Raw genomic sequence first — 22,873 nt, 5'->3', positions numbered from 1 at the left:
CCTGGTGGCTGATATCGCCACCATTTTTCACTGGCCGCCGTCCGTCACTGACGTTATGCCGCTGACCGAAGTGCTGGAGTGGCGGCATAAAGCGATTCAGAGAAGCGGGGCCAGCGATGAGTGACACTAACCTGCGTTTGCAGGTAATTCTAAATGCGGTTGATAAGCTCACCCGCCCATTCCGATCAGCGCAGGCCAGCTCTAAAGAGCTGGCTACCGCCATTCAGCAAAGCCGCGCAAGATTAAAAGAACTGGACGCCCAGGCGGGCCGTATTGACGGTTTCCGCAAGGCAAGCAAGCAGTTGGCCATCACCGGCAACAGTCTTAAAGCCGCACGCGAAGAAGCGGCGAAGTTTGCCACGCAGTTCTCTGCTACTAACCGCCCGACGGCGGCGCAGGCTCGTCTGCTTGAGCAGGCAAAAAACCGCGTTAACGAGCTGCAGAGCAAATACAACGGCCTGCGTCAGTCGGTGCAGCGTCAGCGTCTTGCGCTCAATGAGGCCGGGCTGGACACAAAAAAGCTGAGCAGTGCGCAGCGTGAGCTTCGGCAGAATGCCGATGAAACCCGGCAGGCGCTGGACCGACAGCAGAAATCCCTTAAACGCCTGGGCGAGCAGCAGGCTCGAATGAACGCCATCCGCGATCAGTATTCGCGGCGCCTTGAGGTGCGGGATCGTATCGCGGGCGCCGGAGCAACGACTACTGCCGCCGGGCTGGCGCTGGGCGCGCCGGTTATGGCTGCCGTTAAAAGCTATGCCAGCATGGAAGATGCGATGAAAGGCGTGGCAAAGCAGGTTAACGGGCTGCGGGACGACAACGGCAACCGAACAAAACAGTTTTACGACATGCAGGATGCCATCAAGGCCGCCAGTGAACAGCTGCCGATGGAGAATGGCGCCATCGACTATGCCGCGCTGGTTGAAGGTGGCGCCCGCATGGGCGTGACAAACCAGAACGATTCTTACGAAGACCAGAAGCGTGACCTGCTGGCCTTTGCATCCACTGCAGCAAAGGCCGCAACGGCATTCGAGCTGCCCGCTGATGAGCTGGCGGAGGGGCTGGGGAAAATCGCGCAGCTGTATAAAGTGCCGACCCGTAATATTGAACAGCTGGGCGATGCCCTGAACTACCTGGACGATAACGCCATGTCTAAGGGCGGCGATATCATCAATGTGCTGCAGCGCATGGGGGGGGGGGCCGACCGGCTTGATTTCCGCAAGGCGGCCGCGCTGGGTTCCACCTTCCTGTCTCTGGGTGCCGCGCCTGAAATTGCCGCCAGCGCATCAAATGCGATGGTGCGCGAACTGTCGATTGCGACCATGCAGAGCAAGCGGTTCATGGAAGGTATGGATCTGCTGAAACTCAATCCAGAAGAGATTGAAAAGCAGATGACAAAGGACGCAATGGGGACCATTCAGCGCGTGCTGGAGAAGGTCAACAAGCTGCCGCAGGATAAACGCCTGTCCGCCATGACGATGATATTTGGTAAGGAGTTTGGCGACGATGCGGCGAAGCTTGCAAACAACCTGCCGGAGCTGCAGCGACAGCTGAAACTCACCTCAGGCACTGAGGCTAACGGCTCCATGCAGAAAGAATCCGATATCAATAAGGATTCACTTTCCGCGCAGTGGTTGCTTGTTAAAACGGGCGCGCAGAACGCTTTCAGTAGCCTGGGTGAAACCCTGCGCCAGCCGCTGATGGATATCATGGGGTACGTCAAAAGCGTTACCGGGGCACTGCGTCGATGGGTTGAGGCTAACCCGCAGCTGGCGGGCACGCTGATGAAAGTGGCTGCAGCCACAGCTGCGATCACCGTTGTGCTCGGCACGCTGGCGGTGGCCGTGGCTGCCGTGCTGGGGCCGCTGGCGGTGATCCGTTTTGGCCTGTCCGTGCTGGGTGTAAAAACACTCCCCTCCGTTATGTCTGCAGTGACCCGCACCGGCGGCGCGCTGTCCTGGCTGGCAAATGCGCCGCTTTCCCTGTTGCGCCGTGGCCTGGCTGCATCCGGCAGCAGCGCCGGATTGCTGGCGTCTCCCCTTAACTCCCTGCGCCGTTCTGCCGGGCTGGCTGGCAATGCGCTGAAAGCGCTGGCCGGTGCGCCGCTTGCTGTCCTTCGCGGCGGAATGTCTGGTATTCGCAACATTATCGGCATGGTAATGAATCCGCTGGCCGCGTTGCGCGGGGGATTATCCGCAGCGGGTGGCGTGCTGCGTTTTCTGGCGTCCGGCCCGCTGGCCCTCCTTCGCGTTGCGCTGTACGGGATTTCTGGATTGCTGGGCGCCCTGCTTAGTCCGATAGGGCTCGTTGTGGCGGCGCTGGCTGGCGTGGCGCTGGTTGTCTGGAAATACTGGCAGCCGATAAGCGCATTTTTAGGCGGAGTGGTTGAAGGATTCAAAGCTGCAGCTGCGCCTATCAGTGCGGCGTTTGAGCCACTGCAGCCTGTTTTCCAGTGGATAGGTGACAAGGTCCAGGCATTGTGGGGCTGGTTTACTGATCTGCTGACGCCGGTTAAATCCACCTCTGCAGAGCTGCAAAGCGCGGCGTCGATGGGGCGGCAGTTTGGGGAGGCGCTGGCGGCAGGGCTGAACATGGTCATGCACCCGCTGGATTCGCTTAAATCGGGCGTGTCCTGGCTGCTTGAAAAACTTGGCATTGTCAGCAAGGAAGCGGCCAAAGCGAAGCTTCCTGAGCAGGTCACGCGGCAGCAACCAGCCACGGTAAACACAGACGGTAAAGTGGTGCTGCCGCCTGGCGGATTCCCGCCGATGGGTTTTGCTGGCATGTACGACAGCGGCGGTACCATTCCGCGCGGCCAGTTCGGCATCGTGGGTGAGAATGGCCCAGAGATCGTAAACGGGCCCGCCAATGTCACCGGCAGGAAACGGACTGCTGATCTGGCGAGGGTAGCGGCAACGCTCAATCCTTCCCGGACGGAACCGGTCAGCGCTAAACAACGTCCTGAACGCGGGATAGTTCTGCCGCCTGATAGTGTGAACGGTCCGGCAAATATTCCGGTAATCAATCGCACTACTGAACTGGTGAAACTGGCGGCAACAGTAAGCCCCGTTCGTGATGTAACAGCCAGCCCGGAGCAACGGCCTGAAAGCAGGTTAATACTGCCTCCTGAGATTGTTAACGCCCCGGTAAAACTTCCTGGTCGGGATCGTGCTGCGGAGCTGGCTGATATCGCTGCTGCCGTCATGCCAGCACCGGCCATTATGGAAATCACGGATAACAGGGCTGACCCGATGGCTATGCGCCAGAAGGTGTTCGCTTCCGTGGTCGCTGGCGTAATGGGCCTGGCGGCTGCCCCGGCAGAAGCCGCACCACTTCATCCGTACAGTGTGCCTGTCAGGACGCAACCGGCGCCGTCGCCGAAGGAAGAGAGACAGCCGCAGGTAATTAAGTACGAGATAAGCGCGCCAATTCATATTGTCGCGCAGCCAGGGCAAAGCGCGCAGGATATCGCCCGCGAGGTGGCCCGGCAGCTTGATGAGCGTGAGCGCAGGGCCAGGGCAAAAACACGCAGTAATTTCAGTGATCGAGGGGGTTACGAATAATGATGATGGTGCTGGGGTTGTACGTATTCATGCTGCGAACAGTGCCCTATCAGGAGCTGCAGTATCAGCGCAGCTGGCGGCACGCAGCCAACAGCCGGGTTAACCGGCGCCCGTCAACGCAGTTTCTTGGACCGGATAACGATACGCTTACTCTGTCCGGTGTCCTGCTGCCGGAGATTACCGGCGGCAGGTTGTCTTTGCTGGCGCTGGAGCAGATGGCGGAGCTGGGAAAAGCCTGGCCTCTGATTGAGGGGAGCGGGACGATTTACGGCATGTTTGTGATCGAGAGTCTGAGCCAGACAAAAACAGAATTTTTTGAGAGCGGTATGCCCCGGCGCATCGAATTTTCGCTGAGCCTGAAACGGGTGGATGAGTCGCTGTCTGATATGTTCGGCAGCCTCAGCGACCAGCTCAGTAATTTGCAGGAATCTGCCACCTCTGCGATAGGCAATATGAAAAATACGGTTGGAGGGTTACTGCAGTGAATTTCAGCTCTGATCTCCTGAACCTGAACAGCAAAACTCCCGGTTTCAGTATCATCATTGAAGGTAAAGATGTGACTACCGTGCTGGATGCGCGCCTGATGAGTCTGACGCTGACGGATAACCGGGGCTTTGAAGCGGACCAGCTTGATCTGGAACTGGACGACTCGGACGGGCTAATCGTTCTGCCGCGTCGGGGGGCCATTATTCAGTTTGCGCTGGGGTGGAAAGGTCAGCCGCTTTTTCCGAAAGGGGCGTTTACTGTCGATGAGATTGAGCACAGCGGCGCGCCTGATCGTCTCACAATCCGCGCGCGTAGTGCAGATTTCCGTGAAACCCTGAATACGCGGCGTGAAAAGTCCTGGCACCAGACAACGGTGGGCGAAGTTGTGAAGGAAATCGCGGGCAGGCATAAATTAAAGATGGCGCTGGGAAAGGACCTGTTGGACAAGCCTGTCGATCATCTTGACCAGACTAATGAAAGCGACGCCAGCTTTTTGATGAAGCTGGCGCGGCAGTATGGGGCGATAGCCTCAGTTAAGGACGGCAATCTGTTGTTTATCCGCCAGGGGCAGGGCAGAACGGCAAGCGGTAAGCCGCTGCCGGTTATCACCATCACCCGCCAGGCTGGTGACGGTCATCGTTTTACCCTGGCTGATCGCGATGCCTATACGGGGGTAATTGCCAGCTGGCTCCATACCCGTGAGCCAAAGAAAAAAGAGACAGCAAAGGTTAAGCGCCGTCGAAAGAAAACCACTGCGGCAAAGGAGCCGGAAGCAAAACAGGGAGATTACCTGGTTGGGACGGATGAAAACGTGCTGGTACTCAACAGAACTTATGCAAACCGCAGTAATGCAGAGCGAGCGGCAAAGATGCAGTGGGAGCGCCTGCAGCGCGGGGTTGCAACATTCTCCCTGCAGCTCGCAGAGGGAAGGGCTGATCTGTATACCGAAATGCCGGTGAAGGTGAGCGGCTTTAAACAGCCCATTGATGATGCCGAATGGACCATTACCACGCTGACGCATAGTGTCAATGCAGATAATGGTTTCACTACGACTCTGGAGCTTGAGGTAAAGATAGATGATTTAGAAATGGAATGATAATGTTCACAAAATGGATGTTCGTGTATCATTATGGGATTGCGGGTAATGACTTGGGGAGAAACGGATATGATGAATTGTCCGAAATGCGGACACGCGGCACATACTCGCAGTAGCTTTCGTGTATCAGATAATACGAAAGAGCGTTATTGCCAGTGCCAAAACATAAACTGTGGAACCACTTTTGTTACTCATGAAACCGTAGTGCGCTTTATCGTAACTCCCGGACAGGTCGATCATGTGCCTCCGCACCCTCTAAACAGTGGTCAGGGACACATGAATTTTTGACAAACTAACCCGCTTCGGCGGGTTTTTTATTGGTGGCAGCTTATTTCCTGCTGCCATTTTGCTGCCAATGATGAAACTATAAACAAAAAAGCCACTCATGTGAGTGGCTTAATCATATGATTCTAAAGCTAAAATTTGGTGGCCCCTGCTGGACTTGAACCAGCGACCAAGCGATTATGAGTCGCCTGCTCTAACCACTGAGCTAAGGGGCCGTGGCGGTGAATTATAGAGGAACTCCCTTCAGCAATCCAGCCATTCACACCTGCCTGCTGTTTTTATAAACAATGCATAATCAATCCTTTATACTTCCATAAGGATGTATCAATGGGAGTAGAGATGATCAACGATATTCTGGCCCCGGGCTTGCGGGTGGTGTTTTGCGGGATTAACCCGGGGAAGTCCTCGGCGCACACCGGTTTTCACTTTGCCCATCCGGGGAATCGCTTCTGGAAGGTTATCTACCAGGCCGGGTTTACCGACAGGCTACTGAAGCCTGAAGAGGAGCAGCACCTGCTGGATACGCGCTGCGGGATTACCATGCTGGTCGAGCGGCCCACGGTACAGGCGAGTGAGGTGAACCTGCATGAACTGCGCAGCGGTGGGCGGGAGCTGATTAAGAAGATTGAAGATTATCAGCCGGCAGCGCTGGCCATCCTGGGCAAGCAGGCTTACGAACAGGCGTTCAGTCAGCGCGGTGCGCAGTGGGGCAAACAGGCCATCACCATTGGCGTCACGCAGGTGTGGGTGCTGCCGAACCCGAGCGGGCTTAACAGGGCAACGCTGGATAAGCTGGTGGAGGCGTATCGGGAACTGGATGAGGCCCTGGTTGTGCGTGGGCTGTAGGGCGGTGTTTCCTTGTCCCTGAGGGGCGGAGAAAATGCAAAAAAAAAGCTCCCCAAAGGGAGCTTTTTCACTGACAGGATCGATTAATCGTCCAGGAAGCTACGCAGTACTTCAGAGCGGCTTGGATGGCGCAGTTTACGCAGCGCCTTCGCTTCGATCTGACGGATACGTTCGCGGGTAACGTCGAACTGTTTACCCACTTCTTCCAGCGTGTGGTCGGTGTTCATATCGATACCGAAACGCATACGCAGCACTTTTGCTTCACGGGCGGTCAGGCCAGCCAGAACGTCGTGCGTTGCAGCACGCAGGCTCTCGGTCGTCGCAGAGTCCAGCGGCAGCTCGAGGGTGGTATCCTCGATGAAATCACCCAGATGCGAATCTTCATCATCACCGATTGGTGTTTCCATGGAGATTGGCTCTTTGGCGATCTTCAGCACTTTACGGATCTTGTCTTCCGGCATCAGCATGCGCTCAGCCAGCTCTTCTGGCGTTGGCTCGCGGCCCATCTCCTGCAGCATCTGGCGGGAGATACGGTTGAGCTTGTTGATGGTCTCAATCATATGCACCGGAATACGGATGGTGCGCGCCTGATCCGCGATAGAGCGGGTGATAGCCTGACGGATCCACCAGGTAGCATAGGTGGAGAACTTATAACCACGACGGTATTCAAACTTATCAACCGCTTTCATCAGACCGATGTTGCCTTCCTGAATCAGATCCAGGAACTGCAGGCCACGGTTGGTGTACTTCTTGGCGATAGAGATAACCAGACGCAGGTTCGCTTCAACCATCTCTTTCTTCGCACGGCGGGCTTTCGCTTCACCGATGGACATACGACGGTTGATGTCTTTAACCTGCTCAATGGTCAGGCCGGTCTCTTCTTCAATCTGATGCAGTTTCTGCAGGCCGCGGAACACGTCTTCTTTCACGTCATGCAGTTTTTCAGACCACGGCTTGTTCATCGCGATAGCCGCGTTGAACCAGGTTTCGCTGGTTTCGTTGCCGGTGAAGAGGGTGATGAAGTTCTTCTTCGGCATTTTGCACTGCTCAACGCACAGTTTCATGATGATGCGTTCCTGGGTACGTACGCGATCCATCATCACGCGCATGCTGTTAACCAGGTAGTCGAACTGTTTAGGCACCAGACGGAACTGTTTGAAGACTTCAGACAGTTTCAGGATCTCTTCCTGTGCGGCTGCGTGGCTGCGACCTTTTGCTTTGATGGTGTCACGCGTGACTTCGTACTGGGTACGCAGCTCGGCAAACTTCTCGCGCGCCAGTTCCGGGTCGATGCTGTTGTCATCATCGGCGGTGTCGTCGTCGGCATCTTCCTCATCTTCGTCTTCGTCATCATCCATCTCTTCCTGAGACAGTTCAGAACCCACGTGAGTGGCGGTCGGTGCCATATCTTCTTCAGCGTTCGGGTCGACAAAACCGGTGATCAGGTCAGACAGGCGCGCTTCTTCCGCTTCAACACGATCGTACTGCTCCAGCAGATAGGTGATCGCTTCAGGGTATTCGGCAACAGAGCACTGAACCTGGTTGATCCCGTCTTCGATGCGTTTCGCGATGTCAATTTCGCCTTCGCGGGTCAACAGTTCAACGGTACCCATTTCGCGCATGTACATGCGGACCGGGTCAGTGGTACGCCCGATTTCAGATTCCACGCTGGACAGGACCTGTGCAGCAGCTTCTTCCGCATCTTCGTCAGTGTTGTTGGAGGTTTCAGCCAGCAACAGATCATCGGCATCAGGTGCTTCTTCCATCACCTGAATACCCATGTCATTGATCATTTGGATGATGTCTTCGATTTGATCTGAATCGACGATATCTTCCGGCAGATGGTCATTGACCTCGGCATAGGTCAGATAGCCTTGCTCCTTACCGCGTTGGACAAGAAGTTTCAGCTGTGACTGCGGGTTTTGCTCCATAAGACGGTATCCACACTTAATTCGTTTGATTGGTGTCGGCGATGGGGCTGCCAACCTTTAAAGCGAGGGCGTACTTATATTTGTGCCGCTGCCTCTCAGTGCGGCTGCCGGGGGCTTCCCGATCGATATTCGGCACTTAAGCCGTTGAATTCATTTTTTTGCCAGCTCCTGGTTCAGCATCCAGAGTTCCCGGCGTTCTTCGCTGCTTAAGCCGTGTGTGCGCTCGCGAGCTATCAACTCTTCCTGGCGCAGCTCAAGCATCGAATCAAACATATGGTTGAGTGAGTCGGTGAACGTTTTTTCTGCAATGTCCTTATCTGCTATATCGTCCCACATCGACAGTTTTTCAAGGGTAGCAGCCTCTTTTGTGCCGCGATAATGTTCTAAAAGTTGTCCGGTGGTCAGACCTGGCTGAGACAAACAAGTGTTGACCAATTCTGAAAATAAGCCAAGCCCGGGCAATTTTTCGTGGTTCAAACCCGCCAGCGATGGCACTTGCGGAGCAAGTTCGGGGTTTTGAACCAGTAACCCTATCAGTATACGCATGGTTGTGCGTTTTAGCTGAGGCGCGGGACGAACCGCACCGTTTTCAGACTGTTTAGGCATTAAACGTTCAAGCTGGCTGTCATCCAGAATGCCGAGCTTGTTGCCTAGCTCCTGACGCAGATAGATGCGCAGCGTTTCGCCGGGCACCTGACTGATTAACGGCAGCGCCAGCGTGCTGAGCTGCGCGCGCCCGTCAGGGGTACTCAAATCGACCTGCGGCATCAGGCTGTTAAACAAAAACGTGGAGAGCGGCTGAGCCTGCTCCATCCGCGCTTCAAACGCCGCTTTGCCCTCTTTACGCACCAGCGTATCCGGGTCTTCACCGTCGGGCAGGAACATAAAGCGTAACTGACGCCCGTCGGTCATATAAGGCAGTGCGGTTTCCAGCGCACGCCAGGCGGCATCGCGCCCTGCACGGTCACCGTCGTAACAGCAGATGACATTGTTAGTCACCCTGTACAGCAGCTGAATGTGATCGGCTGTGGTCGAGGTGCCCAGAGATGCAACCGCATAGTTGATGTCGTACTGCGCCAGCGCGACGACATCCATATAGCCTTCGACGACCAGAAGGCGCGGAGGTTCCGCGTTATCCTTCAGCGCCTCATAAAGACCGTAAAGCTGGCGGCCTTTATGAAAAATATCGGTCTCCGGGGAGTTGAGGTACTTCGGCAGGGCATCACCCAGCACGCGACCACCAAAACCAATCACCCGGCCACGCTTGTCGCGGATCGGGAACATTACCCGTTCGCGGAAGCGGTCGTAGCTTCGTCCCAGGTCATTGGTGACCAGCATGCCGGCATCGATAAGAGACTTACGATCTTCGCTATTGCCGCCAAAACGCTTTAACACGTTGTCCCAGCCGGGCGGGGCGTAACCAATAGCGAAACGCGCAATCACATCGTCACTCAGTCCGCGCGCTGTCAGGTACTGACGCGCAGGCTCAGCAGCAGCGTGCTTAAGAGACTGTTGATAAAACGAGTTCAGACCATCCATCAGTTGGTACAGCGTCTGCCGTTGATGGCGCTCGATCTGGCTTGGTCCACTGCCTGCTTCATACGGCACTTCAAGGTTGTGCATCGCCGCCAGCTCTTCGACGGTTTCAACGAACTCGAGCTTGTCGTAGTTCATTAAAAAATCGACAGCATTACCGTGAGCACCACAGCCGAAGCAATGGTAAAACTGCTTTTCACCGTTTACGGTGAAGGAGGGGGTTTTTTCGTTATGGAAAGGACAGCACGCATGGTAGTTCTTGCCCTGCTTTTTCAGCTTTACCCGCGCGTCGATGAGATCGACGATGTCGGTTCTGGCTAGCAGGTCATTGATGAATACGCGTGGGATTCGTCCGGCCATATGCCCCAAAAATTTTAGTAACTCATAAACGAAAACAAGCCGCGCATTCCTTCCGGAAGCACGGCCTTACGACTACAACTCTGTCTGTCATTGAGGGCTGAAGCCCTCAACTGATTAGTACAGACGAGTACGGCGTGCGTTTTCGCGAGCCAGTTTCTTCGCGTGACGTTTCACAGCAGAAGCTTTAGCGCGCTTACGTTCGGTCGTTGGTTTTTCATAGAACTCACGACGACGAACTTCAGCCAGAACACCTGCTTTCTCGCATGAACGTTTGAAGCGACGCAGTGCAACGTCGAACGGCTCGTTTTCACGTACTTTAATTACCGGCATGTAACTCTCACCTTTGATAAATTCGGTTTGCCGCTGGCATCAACGCCAGCTTATTTCAAAATGGTGCGGAATTTTACTGCAAATGCTGCTGCTTTGTAAAGCACCGACGCGTTTTTGAAAGGGACTTTAATAAGGGTGAGGAGTATACACGAGGCTTCTTCCTGGGGCGAACAAAGTTTTACATCAATCCGCATTGGCCCTACACTGCGCGGTATTGAAACGAGGTAAAACAAGTCATGCGTGTACTGGGTATTGAAACATCCTGCGATGAGACCGGCATCGCCATTTACGACGACGAAAAAGGGCTTCTTGCCAACCAACTGTATAGTCAGGTGAAATTACACGCTGACTACGGCGGCGTCGTGCCTGAACTGGCTTCTCGTGACCACGTGCGTAAAACGGTTCCCCTGATTCAGGCGGCGCTGAAAGAAGCCGGGTTGAGCTCTACTGATATTGATGCTGTAGCGTATACCGCAGGCCCAGGCCTGGTGGGTGCGCTGCTGGTCGGCGCAACGGTGGGCCGTTCGCTGGCGTTCGCGTGGGATGTGCCGGCCATTCCGGTTCACCATATGGAAGGGCATCTTCTGGCACCGATGCTGGAAGATAATCCGCCTGCGTTTCCTTTTGTGGCGCTGCTGGTTTCAGGTGGCCATACCCAGCTGATTAGCGTAACGGGGATTGGCAAGTATGAGCTGCTCGGCGAGTCCATTGACGACGCAGCCGGTGAGGCCTTCGACAAAACGGCCAAACTGCTGGGTCTGGATTATCCTGGCGGTCCGATGCTCTCGAAAATGGCATCGCAGGGCACGGAAGGGCGTTTCGTCTTCCCGCGTCCGATGACTGACCGTCCAGGGCTGGATTTCAGCTTTTCCGGTCTGAAAACCTTCGCGGCCAATACCATTCGCAATAATGACGATAGCGAGCAGACCCGTGCTGATATCGCCCGTGCGTTCGAAGACGCGGTGGTCGATACCCTAATGATCAAATGCAAACGCGCCCTGGAAAAGACCGGCTTTAAGCGTCTGGTGATGGCCGGGGGCGTCAGCGCCAACCGCACGCTGCGTGCAAAACTCGCGCAGATGATGCAAAAGCGTGGTGGGGAAGTATTTTATGCCCGTCCGGAATTCTGTACCGATAACGGGGCGATGATCGCCTACGCGGGTATGGTACGTCTGAACGCTGGCGCGACCGCCGATCTGAGTGTCTCTGTACGTCCACGCTGGCCGCTGGCGGAGTTGCCGGAGGCGTAATGCCTGACCCTCTCCCGCCAGGGAGAGGGGATTTAAACGGTTACACCCGCAACATCCCTTTCTCTTCCAGAAATGTCACGATCGTTGCCAGTCCGTCGCCCGCCTTCAGATTGGTGAAGGTCCACGGGCGCTCGCCGCGCATGCGGTGGGTGTCACGCTCCATCACCTCCAGTGAGGCCCCCACATAGGGTGCCAGGTCGGTTTTGTTGATCACCAGAAAATCGGATTTGGTAATCCCTGGGCCGCCCTTACGCGGGATCTTCTCCCCTTCAGCGACGTCAATCACATAGATCGTCAGGTCAGCCAGCTCCGGGCTGAAGGTGGCGCTCAGGTTGTCACCGCCGCTTTCAACGAAGATCAGGTCCAGATTGCCGAACTTTTCGCTTAACGCTTCCACTGCCGCCAGGTTCATTGAGGCATCTTCCCGGATTGCGGTATGCGGGCAGCCGCCCGTCTCCACGCCCACGATGCGCTCTGGCTCAAGGGCGCCCGCTTCGGTGAGAATGCGCTGATCCTCTTTGGTGTAGATATCGTTAGTCACCACTGCCAGGTGATAGGTGTCGCGCATTGCTTTGCAGAGTGCTTCCAGTAACGCGGTTTTACCCGACCCCACCGGGCCGCCCACGCCCACGCGCAGGGGATGTTTGTAATCAGCCATGTTGTCTCCTCAGGAACGGAATAATCGTGAATATTGTGTTTCGTGGCGCGCAGAGGCGATGGCCGACAGCGGCGTTGCCGCACCCAGCGCGTCGTCGCCACGCAAAAAAGCCGGTTCAAGCCCGGCGGCAAAGTGGTCGCTCAGGTCGATAATCAGCTGCTGCGCCGTCTGTTGCCCGAACGGCACCAGCTTGACGCCCGCCATGACCGCGCTCTCAATCCAGCTGTAGCCCAGGCTCAGGGCCAGCTCTTGGGCGCTAATGCCCCAGCGTACTCCGAGCCACGCCATGCCGCTGAGCTGGCTTTGCATAAACAGCGTCCGCCACTCTGCCGGACAGTCCGGCTCCCAGCTTTTGAGCAGGCGCGTAAAGGCCGCCCCGCGGTTGCGTTCCTCTTCACGCAGTTCACGCGTTTCCCGGCAGGCGAGAAGGTAGGCCGTCCAGCGTGTTGCCGTCGCCAAATCGTTTTGCTCGCACGCCTGATAAAGTCGGGAAAACAGCGGCAGGTCGACACAGAAAAAGCTCTGCTCCATCTGCAGGATCTGCCAGTTTTTGAACGCCTCAGCATCGGGGACCCAGCCTGCTTCTACGGCCCACTCCAGCCCCTGCGACCAGGTGAATGACCCGACCGGAAGGCTGCTGCTGGAGAGCTGCATCAGGCGCAGCCGCTGGCGGACGTGCTCCATCAGCCCATCAGCGCCAGCAGCGCAGAGACAATCAGCCCGCCACCAAAGGTTTTACGTAACCCGTCGTGACGGCGCAGCAGCAACCCGGCGGCGAAGCTGGCGCACAGCACCGTGGCACTGGCAAACATAAAGCCGCTGGTGAAGAGCCAGAAGTTGTGGCCAGACATCTCTACCCCGTGCGCCCAGCCGTGGAACATAGCCAGCGCCGGCACGGCCAACAGCAGGCGATTTTCGGTTTTAAACATCATCGCGCCGCAGACCGCCAGCGAGGCGATAATCAGCATTTCCATGCCGCTAAAGCCGCCAAGCAGGCTGCCTGCAACGGCCCCGGCCAGCATCATGCCGAGAGTGGCAAGAGGCAGCAGCAGCTTGCGCCCGCTCAGGGCCGAAAGTACGCCCGCACCGGTTAGCATCAGCAGATGATCAAGACCCGTCAGCGGATGGAAAAAACCGGCCTGAAAGCTGTCTGTGCCGTGTCCGGGATGCGCCAGGGCAGGAAGAGAAAAGGCCAGCAGTAGCAGAGGTAAAAACGTACGCATGATGAATCCTTAATGTGAATGAGCGTGAGAGTGACTATGACTATGACTATGACTATGGCTGTGGGCATCGCTGGTATACGCCCCTGCTTCCGGTTCAAACGGGAGGGTGGCAAATGTCACCTCGAGCCCGAACTGGCGCAGCATGTCATCGAGCACATGATCGTGGTGGTAGCGCAGCTCGCCGGGCATGATCTGCAGCGGCACGTGGCGGTTGCCGAGGTGGTAGCAGGCGCGGGCGAGCAGGAACGGATCGTCGCAGCGCACCACGGAGACCGATTCCGGCGCGGCGATCACCTCGATCACCTCGCTGCCGTCGTCAGTGGTCAGCAGATCCCCCCCGCGCAGCAGCAGGCCGCGCGGCAGCATCAGCCCGGCTTCGCGACCGTCATTCAGCGCCACGCGGGCACGGCTTTTTACCCGGACATCAATCGGCAGCGTGACGCTGGCGGTTATCGGATGGGCATGGTCAAGGCGTTGGGTCAGGTAGATCATCGTCACTCCTTAAAACAGGAAATAGCGTTGGGCCATCGGCAGAACGTCTGCCGGCTCGCTGGTAATGAGCTCGCCATCAACGCGAACCTCGTAAGTTTGTGCGTCAACGGTGATGTTGGGCTGCAGGCTGTTGTGGATCATGTCGGCCTTTTTCACCGTGCGGCAGCCTTTTACGACGGCTATGCCGCTCTGCAGGCTGAGCTGGTGCGAAATGCCCTTCGCATCGGCAGCCTGGGAAACAAACGTCAGCCGTGTCGCATGGCGTGCGGCACCCAGCGTGCCAAACATCGGACGGTAATGGACCGGTTGCGGCGTTGGGATAGAGGCGTTGATATCCCCCATCGGCGCGCAGGCGATCATCCCGCCTTTCACAATGGTGGCGGGTTTGACGCCAAAGAACGCGGGGGACCAGACCACTAAATCCGCCAGTTTCCCGGCCTCAATCGAGCCCACTTCATGAGCAATCCCGTGGGTCAGCGCCGGGTTAATGGTGTATTTGGCGATATAGCGTTTCACGCGGAAATTATCGTTGTTCCCGGTCTCTTCCGGCAGTGCGCCACGCTGAACCTTCATACGGTGCGCCACCTGCCAGGTACGAATAATCACTTCGCCGACGCGACCCATTGCCTGGGAGTCGGACGAGGTCAGCGAGAAGGCACCGATATCGTGAAGGACATCTTCCGCGGCGATGGTCTCCCGGCGAATGCGTGATTCAGCAAAGGCCACATCCTCGGCGATATCCGGGTCGAGGTGGTGACACACCATCAGCATGTCGAGATGCTCGTCGATGGTATTCACCGTGTAGGGCAGCGTCGGGTTAGTGGAGGAGGGCAGAATATTCGGGTGCGCGCAGGCGGTAATAATATCCGGTGCATGTCCGCCGCCCGCCCCTTCCGTATGGAAGGTGTGAATGGTCCGTCCGCCGATAGCCGCCAGCGTGTCCTCAACAAACCCGGATTCGTTCAGCGTGTCGCTGTGCAGCGCCACCTGAATATCCATCTCCTCCGCCACCGCCAGTGAGCAGTTGATGGCGGCCGGCGTCGCGCCCCAGTCTTCGTGGATCTTCAGCCCGATGGCACCCGCTGCGATCTGCTCGCGCAGGGCATCAGGGTTGGAACCGTTACCTTTGCCAAGCAGGCCGATATTCACCGGTAGTGTATCGGCCGCCTGCAACATTCGCGCGATATACCAGGGCCCCGGCGTACAGGTCGTGGCGTTGGTGCCTGCCGCAGGGCCCGTGCCCCCGCCAATCATGGTGGTGACGCCAGAGACCAGCGCCTCTTCCGCCTGCTGCGGGCAGATCCAGTGGATGTGCGTGTCGATCCCGCCGGCGGTGACAATTTTCCCCTCGGCGGCGATCACTTCTGTCGCTGCGCCAATCGGGATCGTGACCCCGGGCTGTATATCCGGGTTACCGGCTTTACCCACGGCAAAGATCCGTCCGTTTTTTACGCCAATATCGGCTTTAACGATCCCCCAGTGATCGATAATCAGCGCGTTGGTCAGCACCAGATCCACGCAGCCGTCGGATGTCATCTGCCCCTGGCCCATACCGTCGCGGATCACCTTCCCGCCGCCGAATTTGACCTCTTCGCCGTAGACCGTGAGATCGTTTTCCACTTCAACCCACAGCTCGCTGTCGGCCAGACGCACTTTATCGCCAGTGGTGGGGCCGAACATATCGGCGTAGGCCTGGCGTGAAATTTCAGCCATTTTTCACCTCTCCCATCACCTCGCCGCGAAAGCCGAAAATACGCTGCGCGCCGCTGACCTGAACCAGCGTCACCTCGCGCTTCTGTCCGGGTTCGAAACGCACGGCGGTGCCTGCCGGAATATTCAGCCGATAGCCTCTGGTGGCTTCCCGGTCGAATTTCAGCGCCGGGTTAATCTCATAAAAGTGGTAGTGCGATCCCACCTGGATCGGCCTGTCGCCATGGTTTTCGACGATCACGTTTTGCGTGTCTCGCCCAACGTTGATCGCAATGTTTCCGGATTGGATCTGGTATTCGCCTGGGATCATCACGCGCTCCTTATACGATCGGGTTATGGACGGTGACGAGCTTTGATCCGTCCGGGAACGTCGCTTCCACCTGAATGTCGGGGATCATCTCCGGTACGCCTTCCATCACCTGGTCGCGCGTCAGGACGTGACGGCCCGCTTCCATCAGTGAGGCGACGGTTTCGCCATCGCGGGCGCCTTCCATAATAAACGCGCTGATCAGCGCGACTGATTCCGGGTAATTCAGTTTTACCCCGCGCGCAAGGCGGCGTTCGGCAACCAGCGCAGCGGTAAACAGCAACAGCTTGTCTTTTTCTCTGGGGGTCAGTTCCATAACGTTTCTCTTATGTCTGCCAGATACGCGGCGAACAGGCGGTTTTGGGGGTTAAAAGCGGGCGAAGCGACTGCCAGATATCGCGCATCACCCGCTGGCAAATCAGGTTGTCGTGGGAGAGAAAACGTACCGACAGCAGATCGTCTGTGAGCGTTGCCCCGGCAAAGTGGCTCAGCGGCGTCAGCAGCTCGCGCACCGTTTCGAGGTGCGCTTCCCTGGCCGGAAAGAACAGCAGCGTGCCGACCCACGGGAGACCTGCAACGGGCGTGAGATCGCCATTGTTGAGGTGCTGACGTTCAATCAGCCGTGGCTCATCGTCGACCCAGATCTCAAGGCGGCTTTCCAGCGTGCCGTGGCTGAAGGTTTCGCCGATCACCGGGCGACCCAGACAGTACAGCTCCCACGCCAGCAGCGTACTGGAGGCCTTCAGATGAAAAACGGAACGCAGGGCGGCATTCGCACCGGGAAAGATAATGGTGTCCTGTGGCAACCACTCCAGCGTAGCCTCATCACCGAGCCAGAAGTGCTGATTGAGACAGGCCTGCGGGCCGCTGCTGCGATAGAACTTGCTCGCGCCGGGCATGGTGATCAGCGCATGGCTTTTCGCGTCCAGATGCACCGAAATATCCAGCGTATCGCCGCCGACTATCCCGCCTGGCGGGTGCAGTAAATACAGGTGGCAGGTGTCGCCTTCGGGATAAAAAGGTCGCTGTACGGTGAGGGGCCCGATGTGATGAGCAGCGTGCAGGAGGGTTTTCTCAGGGGTGTAACAAAACTGCAGGGCAAGCGATGCCTGCCAGCCTTTGTAAGAATTATCAGTGACCTGAGCTGCTAACATGCTGCATCCATCTGCTCATCATCGGGAGACGTTTCAGTATGCCCTGGCAGAAATGAAGGCTGTCATATGAGTCGCTTATGGATAAAAAAACCGGCTCAAGGAGCCGGTTGAGAAGGTTATCGATAATCCTCTGCATCCACATCATAGCCGGACGGTTCCCAGCGGATCGCCAGTAGCGAAGCCAGCCCGATAAACGGTGCCAGGGCGATCACCCAGAACACGGCGGTATCAAGAGAGGCCACCAGCAGCGGGAACAGAAACAGCGAGAGCGTAGAACTGCTGCGCATCAGCGTCTGGTTAAGGCCCACGCCCACGCCGCGCAGAGAGGTGGGATAGCTCAGGGACGCAAACGTCATGGTATGGGCGCCGGGCCCAAATCCCTGACCGAACAGGAACAGCGCCAGCATCGCGACGGCGATAATGCCTTCCGATACGCCTTCCGGACGACCAATCAGCGCCAGCCCCAGCAGAGCAACAAGCTGACAGGCGTAGCCCGCCAGTGACATCCGCCACGCGCCGAAGCGCGGAACATAGCGCACTGCCAGCAATCCGCCGACGAAGGCAAACAGCAGGTTTAGCACCAGCGAGATCAGAATAGTGGTCAGCATCGACTGCACAAAGAAGCTGGAGATAATGACCGGCAGACCAAATGCGACGGCGTTATAGGCGAAAGACGACACCACCGAGAGCAGGGTAGCGAGCGTGGTACGTCGCAAATAGACGCCACGGAACAGGTTCAGATAGTTTGCCCACTTCGCCTTGTTGACCACCGGTGCCGGTTGGTTAAGCGCATCCTGCGGCACGTGGGCGTTGATGTTATACGATTGCCGCAAGATAGCGGCCGCCTCTTTCAGGTTGCCCTGATTCGCCGCCCAGACCGGGGACTCGCTCATGTAGCGGCTACGAATGGCGATAATCACCAGCGCTGGCACCGCGCCAAACCCCAGGATTAAGCGCCACAGCCAGTCGCTGTGACTTTCTGGCAGTACGGCGTAGAAGAATAACACCAACAGGTAAGAGATGCTGATTGCGGCATACCAGGTTGGGCACCACATTGCCACGCTGGAGGCCTTGTTTCCGGGGCCTTTGAGCCTGGCGAACTCGCTAAGAAACGCCATCGCCACCGGCAGATCGATCCCCACGCCGAGGCCCATCACAAAGCGTGCGCCCGCCAGCGCATATTCGTTGGGTGCCAGTGCACAGGCGATGGCCGCTACCACGAAGAACAGCATATCGGCCATAAAGACGCGGTAGCGTCCGATCTTGTCCGTGAGATAGCCACCCAGTAGCGCCCCGACAATCGCACCAAAGGTAATGGCCGAGGCCACCATGCCGGTACCGGCGGGGGTGAGATTAAATTCGCGGGTGATGTCTTTGATGCCGAACGCCAGCGCGCCAAGGTCGTACGCATCGAGGAAAATACCGCCCAGCGCGATACCGACTACGATGCGGGCGTTGGCCCGACCCTGAGAACCGTCGTTGACCAGACGTGAAACGTCAGAGGCGTTACGTACCCACTTGATGTCGCCATCAGGCGAATGTCCTGCCGTTGAAAGGGGAGTTGTGTCTGTAATGTCTGCCATTTTCTTTTTGTGTGGTTGTGTTGTGTCATTAACAGTTACCACAGGCAGAGGGTGACCAAAATCACATTTGGTTATAAGGCATAACTAACCCCTTACGGGGCGTCTTTTTTCTTTCTCTTGAGCTTCGACCAGATTTTGGTCTCCTGGCGACGCCACAGGCGCTGAATATTATCGTGATGACGCAGCAGGATGAGGCAGGAGAGCATCGACACCGGGAAGGTGAACTGCGGTTTGAACCACCAGACATAGAATGGCGCGATCAGCGCGCTGACGATGGCGCCCAGTGACGAGTAACCGCTCAGAAGAATGGTCAGTAGCCAGGTGCCGGCCATTACGCCGGTTAAGTCCCAGCCGATTGGGGCAATAGCACCAAAGGCGGTGGCGACGCCTTTACCGCCTTTAAAACCAAAGAATACAGGCCAGATATGGCCGACACAGGCGGCGATAGCAATGAGCCCCAGCCAGAACGGCGTTACGCCCAGCGCATACGCTCCCCAGACGGGTAACATTCCTTTCAGAACATCAAAAATCAATACCGCTACGGCTGCTCCCTTGCCGCCAATTCGTAGTACATTGGTCGCCCCCGGATTCCCGGAACCACTTTCGCGCGGGTCAGGTAACCCGGCAATGCGGCAGACCAGAATGGCGCTGGAGATTGAGCCGCAAAGGTAGGCGAGGAGGATCATTCCAGGCGCGATTGCACTCATAACGCTGTTCCGTTTTGAAAATGTATCTGTATTCTCAGCATCTGTGGATAATACGCATAATTCGCCGGAAGTGGTATCCGGTTTAGCCAAAAAGCAGGCAGGTCGTGATGGATATTGTATTTATAGAGCAACTTTCGGTAATCACCACTATTGGTGTTTACGACTGGGAACAGACCATTGAGCAGAAACTCGTGTTCGATATCGAAATGGGCTGGGATAACCGCAAGTCAGCAAAAAGCGACAACGTGAATGACTGTCTGAGCTACGCCGATATCAGTGAAACGGTCGTGGGCCACGTCGAAGGGCAACGTTTTGCGCTGGTGGAGCGTGTGGCAGAAGAGGTGGCCGAGCTGCTGCTGAGCAAGTTCAACGCACCGTGGGTACGCATCAAGTTGAGCAAACCGGGGGCCGTGGCGCGTGCTGCTAACGTCGGCGTGATCATTGAGCGTGGCACAAATCTGAAAGGGAAGATTTAACGTCATAATAGCTAAACCATTTTAGGTTATACCGGTCTTAAAGCTGTATCTTTCACGGTTGTCCGCGTGGGACACCGTTTTTTTTATATCTTTTTAGGGGTTTATAGATGAGCGATATGCACTCGCTGCTGGTGGCGGCAATACTGGGTGTGGTCGAAGGATTGACGGAGTTTTTGCCGGTTTCCAGTACGGGCCATATGATTATCGTTGGCCATCTGCTGGGCTTTGAAGGCGATACCGCAAAGACGTTTGAAGTTGTCATTCAGTTGGGGTCTATTCTGGCGGTCGTTGTGATGTTCTGGCGTCGTCTGTTCGGGCTTATCGGTATCCACTTTGGCCGTCTTCCTCAGCGCGAGGGTGAAAGCAAAGGTCGCCTGACGCTTATCCATATTCTGCTTGGCATGGTTCCGGCAGTGGTTCTGGGCCTGGTTTTCCACGACACCATTAAATCGCTGTTTAACCCGATTAACGTCATGTATGCGCTGGTCGTCGGCGGTTTCCTGCTGATCGCGGCAGAACTGCTGAAGCCGAAAACGCCACGTGCGGAAGGTCTGGATGACATGACCTACCGTCAGGCGTTTATCATTGGTTGTTTCCAGTGTCTGGCGCTGTGGCCGGGCTTTTCACGCTCAGGCGCGACCATCTCTGGCGGGATGCTGATGGGCGTTAGCCGCTATGCTGCGTCGGAGTTCTCGTTCCTGCTGGCAGTGCCGATGATGATGGGCGCGACCGCACTCGACGTCTATAAAAGCATTGGCTTCCTCACCACGGGTGACATTCCGATGTTCGCCGTGGGCTTTGTCACCGCCTTTATTGTGGCGCTGATCGCCATCAAAACCTTCCTGCAGTTGATTAAACGTATCTCGTTTATTCCGTTCGCGATCTATCGCTTTATCGTGGCGGCTGCGGTTTACGTGGTCTTCTTCTGACCGACGGCCCTCAGTCTTTAGGCTGAGGGCAATGCTTTTCCTTCCAGTCCGACACCGCCTGAATTCGACGTTTCGTCAGCTCTTCCCGGATTTCCGGTCCCTTGAAGCCCGCCTCGACAACCGCTTTAGTCGGTACCGCTTTTGCCACGTCCCACGCTGCGCGTAACAGCCGCCCCTGCGGATAATCGCAGGCTTCAAAACCGGTGCGGCCACGTACGTCGGCTTCGCTGGTCAACGCGATCTGCTCGACGCGCTGGGGTTTGCGCCATGCGTCGATGTTATCAAACAGCTTAACGATGGTGGCCGGTTTGAGGATCGGGAAGGTGTGGATCAGGTCGTGAAATTCCGCCACCAGTCTGGCGAGATCGCGGATCTCGTTGGGTACCCGCAGGCGCTGGCAAAGCCCTTCGACCAGCTTCACCCCGGCAGGACCGTGGCCATGGTGGCGCGGCCACATGGCTTTTGGCGTTAATCCTTTGCCGAGATCGTGGCACAGCGTTGAAAAACGCACATCCACCTCGGGGCTGAGCATGGCAGCCATACTCAGGGTCATCAGGGTATGCACGCCGGTATCGATTTCCGGGTGCCATTTCGCCGGGGCGGGCACGCCGAACAGCGCGTCAATTTCCGGGAACAGCACTTTCAGTGCGCCACAGTCACGCAGCACCTGGAAAAAGACCTGCGGGTTGCGGGTAGTAAGGGCGTTTTCCGTCTCTTTCCAGACGCGCTCTGGCGTGAGGTGGGCCAGTTCGCCCGCCTCGGTCATGGCGGTCATCAGTGCCAGGGTCTCATCGGCAATGCGGAAGCTCAGATGCGAGTAACGCGCCGCAAAGCGCGCCACGCGCAGCACGCGGAGCGGATCTTCAGAAAACGCCGGGGAGACGTGACGCAGCAGTCGATTACGCAGATCGTCCTGACCGCCATACGCGTCAATGATCTGGCCGTCTTCGTCCTGCGCCAGCGCGTTGATGGTGAGATCGCGACGCAGGAGATCTTGCTCCAGCGTGACGTCCGGTGCGGCATAGCAGGTGAAGCCGGTATAACCCGAACCGGATTTCCGTTCGGTACGCGCCAGGGCGTATTCCTCACGGCTTTGCGGGTGCAGAAACACGGGAAAATCGCGGCCTACCTGCTGGTAGCCCGCGTTAAGCATCTCTTCAGGTGTGGCTCCCACCACCACCCAGTCTTTATCTTTGACCGGCAGACCTAACAACGCATCACGTACCGCACCACCGACCAGATAACTCTTCACGCCCTGTACTCCCGTTTTCTCTTTTCGCAAGATAATACGTAAGTCTGGCAGAGAAGACGAATTAGTTCATCCAGCGGTCTTTACGCTTACGGCTAGGGATCAGGTGAGGAAGCACCAGACCCAGCACCAGGCCAACGCCCAGCACACCGCCACCGTACATAAACCACTGCATGATGATGGTACGTTGTTTGTCATCAAGTTGCAGATTGGCGGCGTTCACCTTCTTCTGCGCGACAATCAGCTCGTTTTTCAGTTTCTGATTCTCGTCTTTCAGACCGTTAATCACGCTGTCGCTCTGGGCCACTTTCTGCTGCATTTCCGCGGTGCGCTGGTTCCAGGTACCGTCGATATTGTTCAGCTTGTCGGTCAGCGTTTTCACCTGATTTTCCAGATCCGGCACGCGGGTGCGCAGGCTTGGCACCGCGCTCAGCTCTTTCAGTGGGATCCAGGACGTGCGGCCGGTACTGTCGCGAACCTGACCATAATTGGTCTCCGCGTTGGTCTGTAACAGCGTCACTTCCTCGCCGGCATTGACCGTACCCACGAGGCGATAATTATCTCCAGGGCCACTGCGTACCCAGGTGTTCAGTTCATCAGAAACGTAACGCTTCTCTTCAGCGTGCACGGCGGTTGCGGCGCTAAAAGCGAGGAAAGTAAGTCCAATCAGGCGTAATTTAAGCATCATTAGTCGTTATTTTCATA

At 56.8% G+C, this 22,873-nt stretch carries 24 protein-coding genes and 1 tRNA gene; 9 read left to right on the top strand and 16 right to left on the bottom strand.

Going from position 1 to position 22,873, the window contains the following annotated elements; genetic code table 11:
- Window positions 1-4 precede the first annotated feature (4 nt).
- From HV340_RS19475 to HV340_RS19455, 5 genes are all read left to right on the top strand, one after another.
- Complete coding sequence (locus HV340_RS19475; RefSeq protein WP_007848878.1) at window positions 5-124, top strand: GpE family phage tail protein; 120 nt, start codon at window positions 5-7, stop codon at window positions 122-124.
- Window positions 117-3,560, top strand: a complete 3,444-nt coding sequence (locus HV340_RS19470; RefSeq protein WP_181216180.1) for a phage tail tape measure protein — start codon at window positions 117-119, stop codon at window positions 3,558-3,560. Before HV340_RS19475 ends, HV340_RS19470 begins: the two co-directional genes overlap by 8 nt.
- Window positions 3,560-4,045 carry a phage tail protein gene (locus tag HV340_RS19465; protein WP_014884887.1) on the top strand — a complete coding sequence of 162 codons (486 nt, stop codon included), beginning with the start codon at window positions 3,560-3,562 and terminating at the stop codon, window positions 4,043-4,045. The genes HV340_RS19470 and HV340_RS19465 overlap by 1 nt, the downstream gene beginning before the upstream one ends.
- The gene (locus HV340_RS19460; protein WP_181216179.1) at window positions 4,042-5,142 is read left to right on the top strand and encodes a phage late control D family protein; all 1,101 of its coding nucleotides are present in this window, start codon (window positions 4,042-4,044) and stop codon (window positions 5,140-5,142) included. The genes HV340_RS19465 and HV340_RS19460 overlap by 4 nt, the downstream gene beginning before the upstream one ends.
- Window positions 5,143-5,211: 69 nt before the next feature.
- Window positions 5,212-5,430: a DNA-binding transcriptional regulator gene (locus HV340_RS19455; RefSeq protein WP_015386379.1), complete on the top strand. Its 219-nt coding sequence runs from the start codon at window positions 5,212-5,214 to the stop codon at window positions 5,428-5,430.
- A gap of 136 nt (window positions 5,431-5,566) precedes the next feature.
- Here HV340_RS19455 and HV340_RS19450 read toward each other — a convergent pair.
- A tRNA-Ile gene (locus HV340_RS19450) sits at window positions 5,567-5,642 on the bottom strand.
- A gap of 124 nt (window positions 5,643-5,766) precedes the next feature.
- On the opposite strand from HV340_RS19450, the gene mug reads away from it, so the two are divergent.
- Window positions 5,767-6,273 (top strand): G/U mismatch-specific DNA glycosylase, encoded by a 507-nt coding sequence (gene mug, locus HV340_RS19445; protein ID WP_025202984.1) that lies wholly within the window; start codon window positions 5,767-5,769, stop codon window positions 6,271-6,273.
- 83 nt (window positions 6,274-6,356) lie between these two features.
- On the opposite strand, the gene rpoD is transcribed toward mug, so the two are convergent.
- The 3 genes from rpoD to rpsU all read right to left on the bottom strand — a co-directional run bounded on the left by rpoD (window position 6,357) and on the right by rpsU (window position 10,430).
- The gene (gene rpoD, locus HV340_RS19440; protein ID WP_020883616.1) at window positions 6,357-8,204 is read right to left on the bottom strand and encodes an RNA polymerase sigma factor RpoD; all 1,848 of its coding nucleotides are present in this window, start codon (window positions 8,202-8,204) and stop codon (window positions 6,357-6,359) included.
- Between the two features lie 150 nt (window positions 8,205-8,354).
- Window positions 8,355-10,100, bottom strand: coding sequence for a DNA primase (gene dnaG, locus HV340_RS19435; protein WP_059306380.1), 1,746 nt, complete (start codon window positions 10,098-10,100; stop codon window positions 8,355-8,357).
- A 114-nt stretch (window positions 10,101-10,214) separates the two neighbouring features.
- Window positions 10,215-10,430, bottom strand: a complete 216-nt coding sequence (rpsU, locus tag HV340_RS19430; protein ID WP_001144069.1) for a 30S ribosomal protein S21 — start codon at window positions 10,428-10,430, stop codon at window positions 10,215-10,217.
- A 236-nt stretch (window positions 10,431-10,666) separates the two neighbouring features.
- Here rpsU and tsaD point away from each other — a divergent pair, with 236 nt between their 5' ends.
- Window positions 10,667-11,680, top strand: coding sequence for a tRNA (adenosine(37)-N6)-threonylcarbamoyltransferase complex transferase subunit TsaD (gene tsaD, locus HV340_RS19425; RefSeq protein ID WP_020883618.1), 1,014 nt, complete (start codon window positions 10,667-10,669; stop codon window positions 11,678-11,680).
- A 40-nt stretch (window positions 11,681-11,720) separates the two neighbouring features.
- Here the strand turns inward: tsaD and ureG are convergent, their stop codons facing one another.
- From ureG to plsY, 10 genes are all read right to left on the bottom strand, one after another.
- Window positions 11,721-12,338, bottom strand: coding sequence for an urease accessory protein UreG (ureG, locus tag HV340_RS19420; protein WP_020883619.1), 618 nt, complete (start codon window positions 12,336-12,338; stop codon window positions 11,721-11,723).
- A gap of 9 nt (window positions 12,339-12,347) precedes the next feature.
- On the bottom strand, window positions 12,348-13,022 hold the full coding sequence (locus HV340_RS19415) for an urease accessory protein UreF (protein ID WP_063925601.1): 675 nt from the start codon (window positions 13,020-13,022) through the stop codon (window positions 12,348-12,350).
- Complete coding sequence (locus tag HV340_RS19410; protein WP_032680263.1) at window positions 13,022-13,561, bottom strand: HupE/UreJ family protein; 540 nt, start codon at window positions 13,559-13,561, stop codon at window positions 13,022-13,024. Before HV340_RS19410 ends, HV340_RS19415 begins: the two co-directional genes overlap by 1 nt.
- A gap of 9 nt (window positions 13,562-13,570) precedes the next feature.
- The gene (gene ureE, locus HV340_RS19405; RefSeq protein WP_063925600.1) at window positions 13,571-14,053 is read right to left on the bottom strand and encodes an urease accessory protein UreE; all 483 of its coding nucleotides are present in this window, start codon (window positions 14,051-14,053) and stop codon (window positions 13,571-13,573) included.
- A 9-nt stretch (window positions 14,054-14,062) separates the two neighbouring features.
- Complete coding sequence (gene ureC / locus HV340_RS19400; protein WP_063925599.1) at window positions 14,063-15,766, bottom strand: urease subunit alpha; 1,704 nt, start codon at window positions 15,764-15,766, stop codon at window positions 14,063-14,065.
- Window positions 15,759-16,073 carry an urease subunit beta gene (locus tag HV340_RS19395; RefSeq protein WP_063214087.1) on the bottom strand — a complete coding sequence of 105 codons (315 nt, stop codon included), beginning with the start codon at window positions 16,071-16,073 and terminating at the stop codon, window positions 15,759-15,761. The genes ureC and HV340_RS19395 overlap by 8 nt, the downstream gene beginning before the upstream one ends.
- Window positions 16,074-16,083: 10 nt before the next feature.
- Window positions 16,084-16,386: an urease subunit gamma gene (locus tag HV340_RS19390; RefSeq protein ID WP_003862556.1), complete on the bottom strand. Its 303-nt coding sequence runs from the start codon at window positions 16,384-16,386 to the stop codon at window positions 16,084-16,086.
- Between the two features lie 10 nt (window positions 16,387-16,396).
- Entirely contained in the window at window positions 16,397-17,224 is an 828-nt protein-coding gene (locus HV340_RS19385; protein ID WP_063925598.1) for an urease accessory protein UreD, read from the bottom strand.
- Window positions 17,225-17,340: 116 nt separating this feature from the next.
- Entirely contained in the window at window positions 17,341-18,807 is a 1,467-nt protein-coding gene (locus tag HV340_RS19380) for an MFS transporter (protein WP_040018814.1), read from the bottom strand.
- A gap of 92 nt (window positions 18,808-18,899) precedes the next feature.
- Window positions 18,900-19,514, bottom strand: a complete 615-nt coding sequence (plsY, locus tag HV340_RS19375) for a glycerol-3-phosphate 1-O-acyltransferase PlsY (protein ID WP_020883628.1) — start codon at window positions 19,512-19,514, stop codon at window positions 18,900-18,902.
- 107 nt (window positions 19,515-19,621) lie between these two features.
- On the opposite strand from plsY, the gene folB reads away from it, so the two are divergent.
- Both folB and bacA read left to right on the top strand, forming a co-directional pair.
- A complete protein-coding gene (gene folB / locus HV340_RS19370) occupies window positions 19,622-19,990 on the top strand; it encodes a bifunctional dihydroneopterin aldolase/7,8-dihydroneopterin epimerase (RefSeq protein WP_025203002.1) in 369 nt (122 codons plus the stop codon).
- Window positions 19,991-20,097: 107 nt separating this feature from the next.
- The gene (bacA, locus tag HV340_RS19365; protein ID WP_014171656.1) at window positions 20,098-20,919 is read left to right on the top strand and encodes an undecaprenyl-diphosphate phosphatase; all 822 of its coding nucleotides are present in this window, start codon (window positions 20,098-20,100) and stop codon (window positions 20,917-20,919) included.
- Between the two features lie 10 nt (window positions 20,920-20,929).
- On the opposite strand, the gene HV340_RS19360 is transcribed toward bacA, so the two are convergent.
- Together HV340_RS19360 and HV340_RS19355 are read right to left on the bottom strand one after the other, a co-directional pair.
- Entirely contained in the window at window positions 20,930-22,171 is a 1,242-nt protein-coding gene (locus HV340_RS19360; RefSeq protein ID WP_063925597.1) for a multifunctional CCA addition/repair protein, read from the bottom strand.
- 61 nt (window positions 22,172-22,232) lie between these two features.
- Complete coding sequence (locus HV340_RS19355; RefSeq protein ID WP_025203004.1) at window positions 22,233-22,853, bottom strand: TIGR04211 family SH3 domain-containing protein; 621 nt, start codon at window positions 22,851-22,853, stop codon at window positions 22,233-22,235.
- Between the last annotated feature and the right edge of the window lie 20 nt (window positions 22,854-22,873).

The sequence above is a fragment of the Enterobacter sp. RHBSTW-00975 genome (assembly GCF_013615235.1).
Classification (GTDB): Bacteria; Pseudomonadota; Gammaproteobacteria; order Enterobacterales; family Enterobacteriaceae; genus Enterobacter; species Enterobacter ludwigii.
The sequence above is the reverse complement of the archived record's forward strand: the minus strand, read 5'-3'. Positions and strand labels throughout refer to the sequence as shown.

Coding starts and splice junctions, on each gene's coding strand:
- HV340_RS19390 (WP_003862556.1), bottom strand. CDS start 16,386: ATGGAACTGACCCCCAGAGAAAAAGACAAGCTGTTGCTGTTTACCGCT.
- HV340_RS19395 (WP_063214087.1), bottom strand. CDS start 16,073: ATGATCCCAGGCGAATACCAGATCCAATCCGGAAACATTGCGATCAAC.
- ureG (WP_020883619.1), bottom strand. CDS start 12,338: ATGGCTGATTACAAACATCCCCTGCGCGTGGGCGTGGGCGGCCCGGTG.
- mug (WP_025202984.1), top strand. CDS start 5,767: ATGATCAACGATATTCTGGCCCCGGGCTTGCGGGTGGTGTTTTGCGGG.
- bacA (WP_014171656.1), top strand. CDS start 20,098: ATGAGCGATATGCACTCGCTGCTGGTGGCGGCAATACTGGGTGTGGTC.
- plsY (WP_020883628.1), bottom strand. CDS start 19,514: ATGAGTGCAATCGCGCCTGGAATGATCCTCCTCGCCTACCTTTGCGGC.
- dnaG (WP_059306380.1), bottom strand. CDS start 10,100: ATGGCCGGACGAATCCCACGCGTATTCATCAATGACCTGCTAGCCAGA.
- HV340_RS19385 (WP_063925598.1), bottom strand. CDS start 17,224: ATGTTAGCAGCTCAGGTCACTGATAATTCTTACAAAGGCTGGCAGGCA.
- folB (WP_025203002.1), top strand. CDS start 19,622: ATGGATATTGTATTTATAGAGCAACTTTCGGTAATCACCACTATTGGT.
- HV340_RS19415 (WP_063925601.1), bottom strand. CDS start 13,022: ATGGAGCACGTCCGCCAGCGGCTGCGCCTGATGCAGCTCTCCAGCAGC.
- HV340_RS19410 (WP_032680263.1), bottom strand. CDS start 13,561: ATGCGTACGTTTTTACCTCTGCTACTGCTGGCCTTTTCTCTTCCTGCC.
- ureC (WP_063925599.1), bottom strand. CDS start 15,766: ATGGCTGAAATTTCACGCCAGGCCTACGCCGATATGTTCGGCCCCACC.
- ureE (WP_063925600.1), bottom strand. CDS start 14,053: ATGATCTACCTGACCCAACGCCTTGACCATGCCCATCCGATAACCGCC.
- rpoD (WP_020883616.1), bottom strand. CDS start 8,204: ATGGAGCAAAACCCGCAGTCACAGCTGAAACTTCTTGTCCAACGCGGT.
- HV340_RS19355 (WP_025203004.1), bottom strand. CDS start 22,853: ATGCTTAAATTACGCCTGATTGGACTTACTTTCCTCGCTTTTAGCGCC.
- tsaD (WP_020883618.1), top strand. CDS start 10,667: ATGCGTGTACTGGGTATTGAAACATCCTGCGATGAGACCGGCATCGCC.
- rpsU (WP_001144069.1), bottom strand. CDS start 10,430: ATGCCGGTAATTAAAGTACGTGAAAACGAGCCGTTCGACGTTGCACTG.
- HV340_RS19455 (WP_015386379.1), top strand. CDS start 5,212: ATGATGAATTGTCCGAAATGCGGACACGCGGCACATACTCGCAGTAGC.
- HV340_RS19465 (WP_014884887.1), top strand. CDS start 3,560: ATGATGATGGTGCTGGGGTTGTACGTATTCATGCTGCGAACAGTGCCC.
- HV340_RS19380 (WP_040018814.1), bottom strand. CDS start 18,807: ATGGCAGACATTACAGACACAACTCCCCTTTCAACGGCAGGACATTCG.
- HV340_RS19470 (WP_181216180.1), top strand. CDS start 117: ATGAGTGACACTAACCTGCGTTTGCAGGTAATTCTAAATGCGGTTGAT.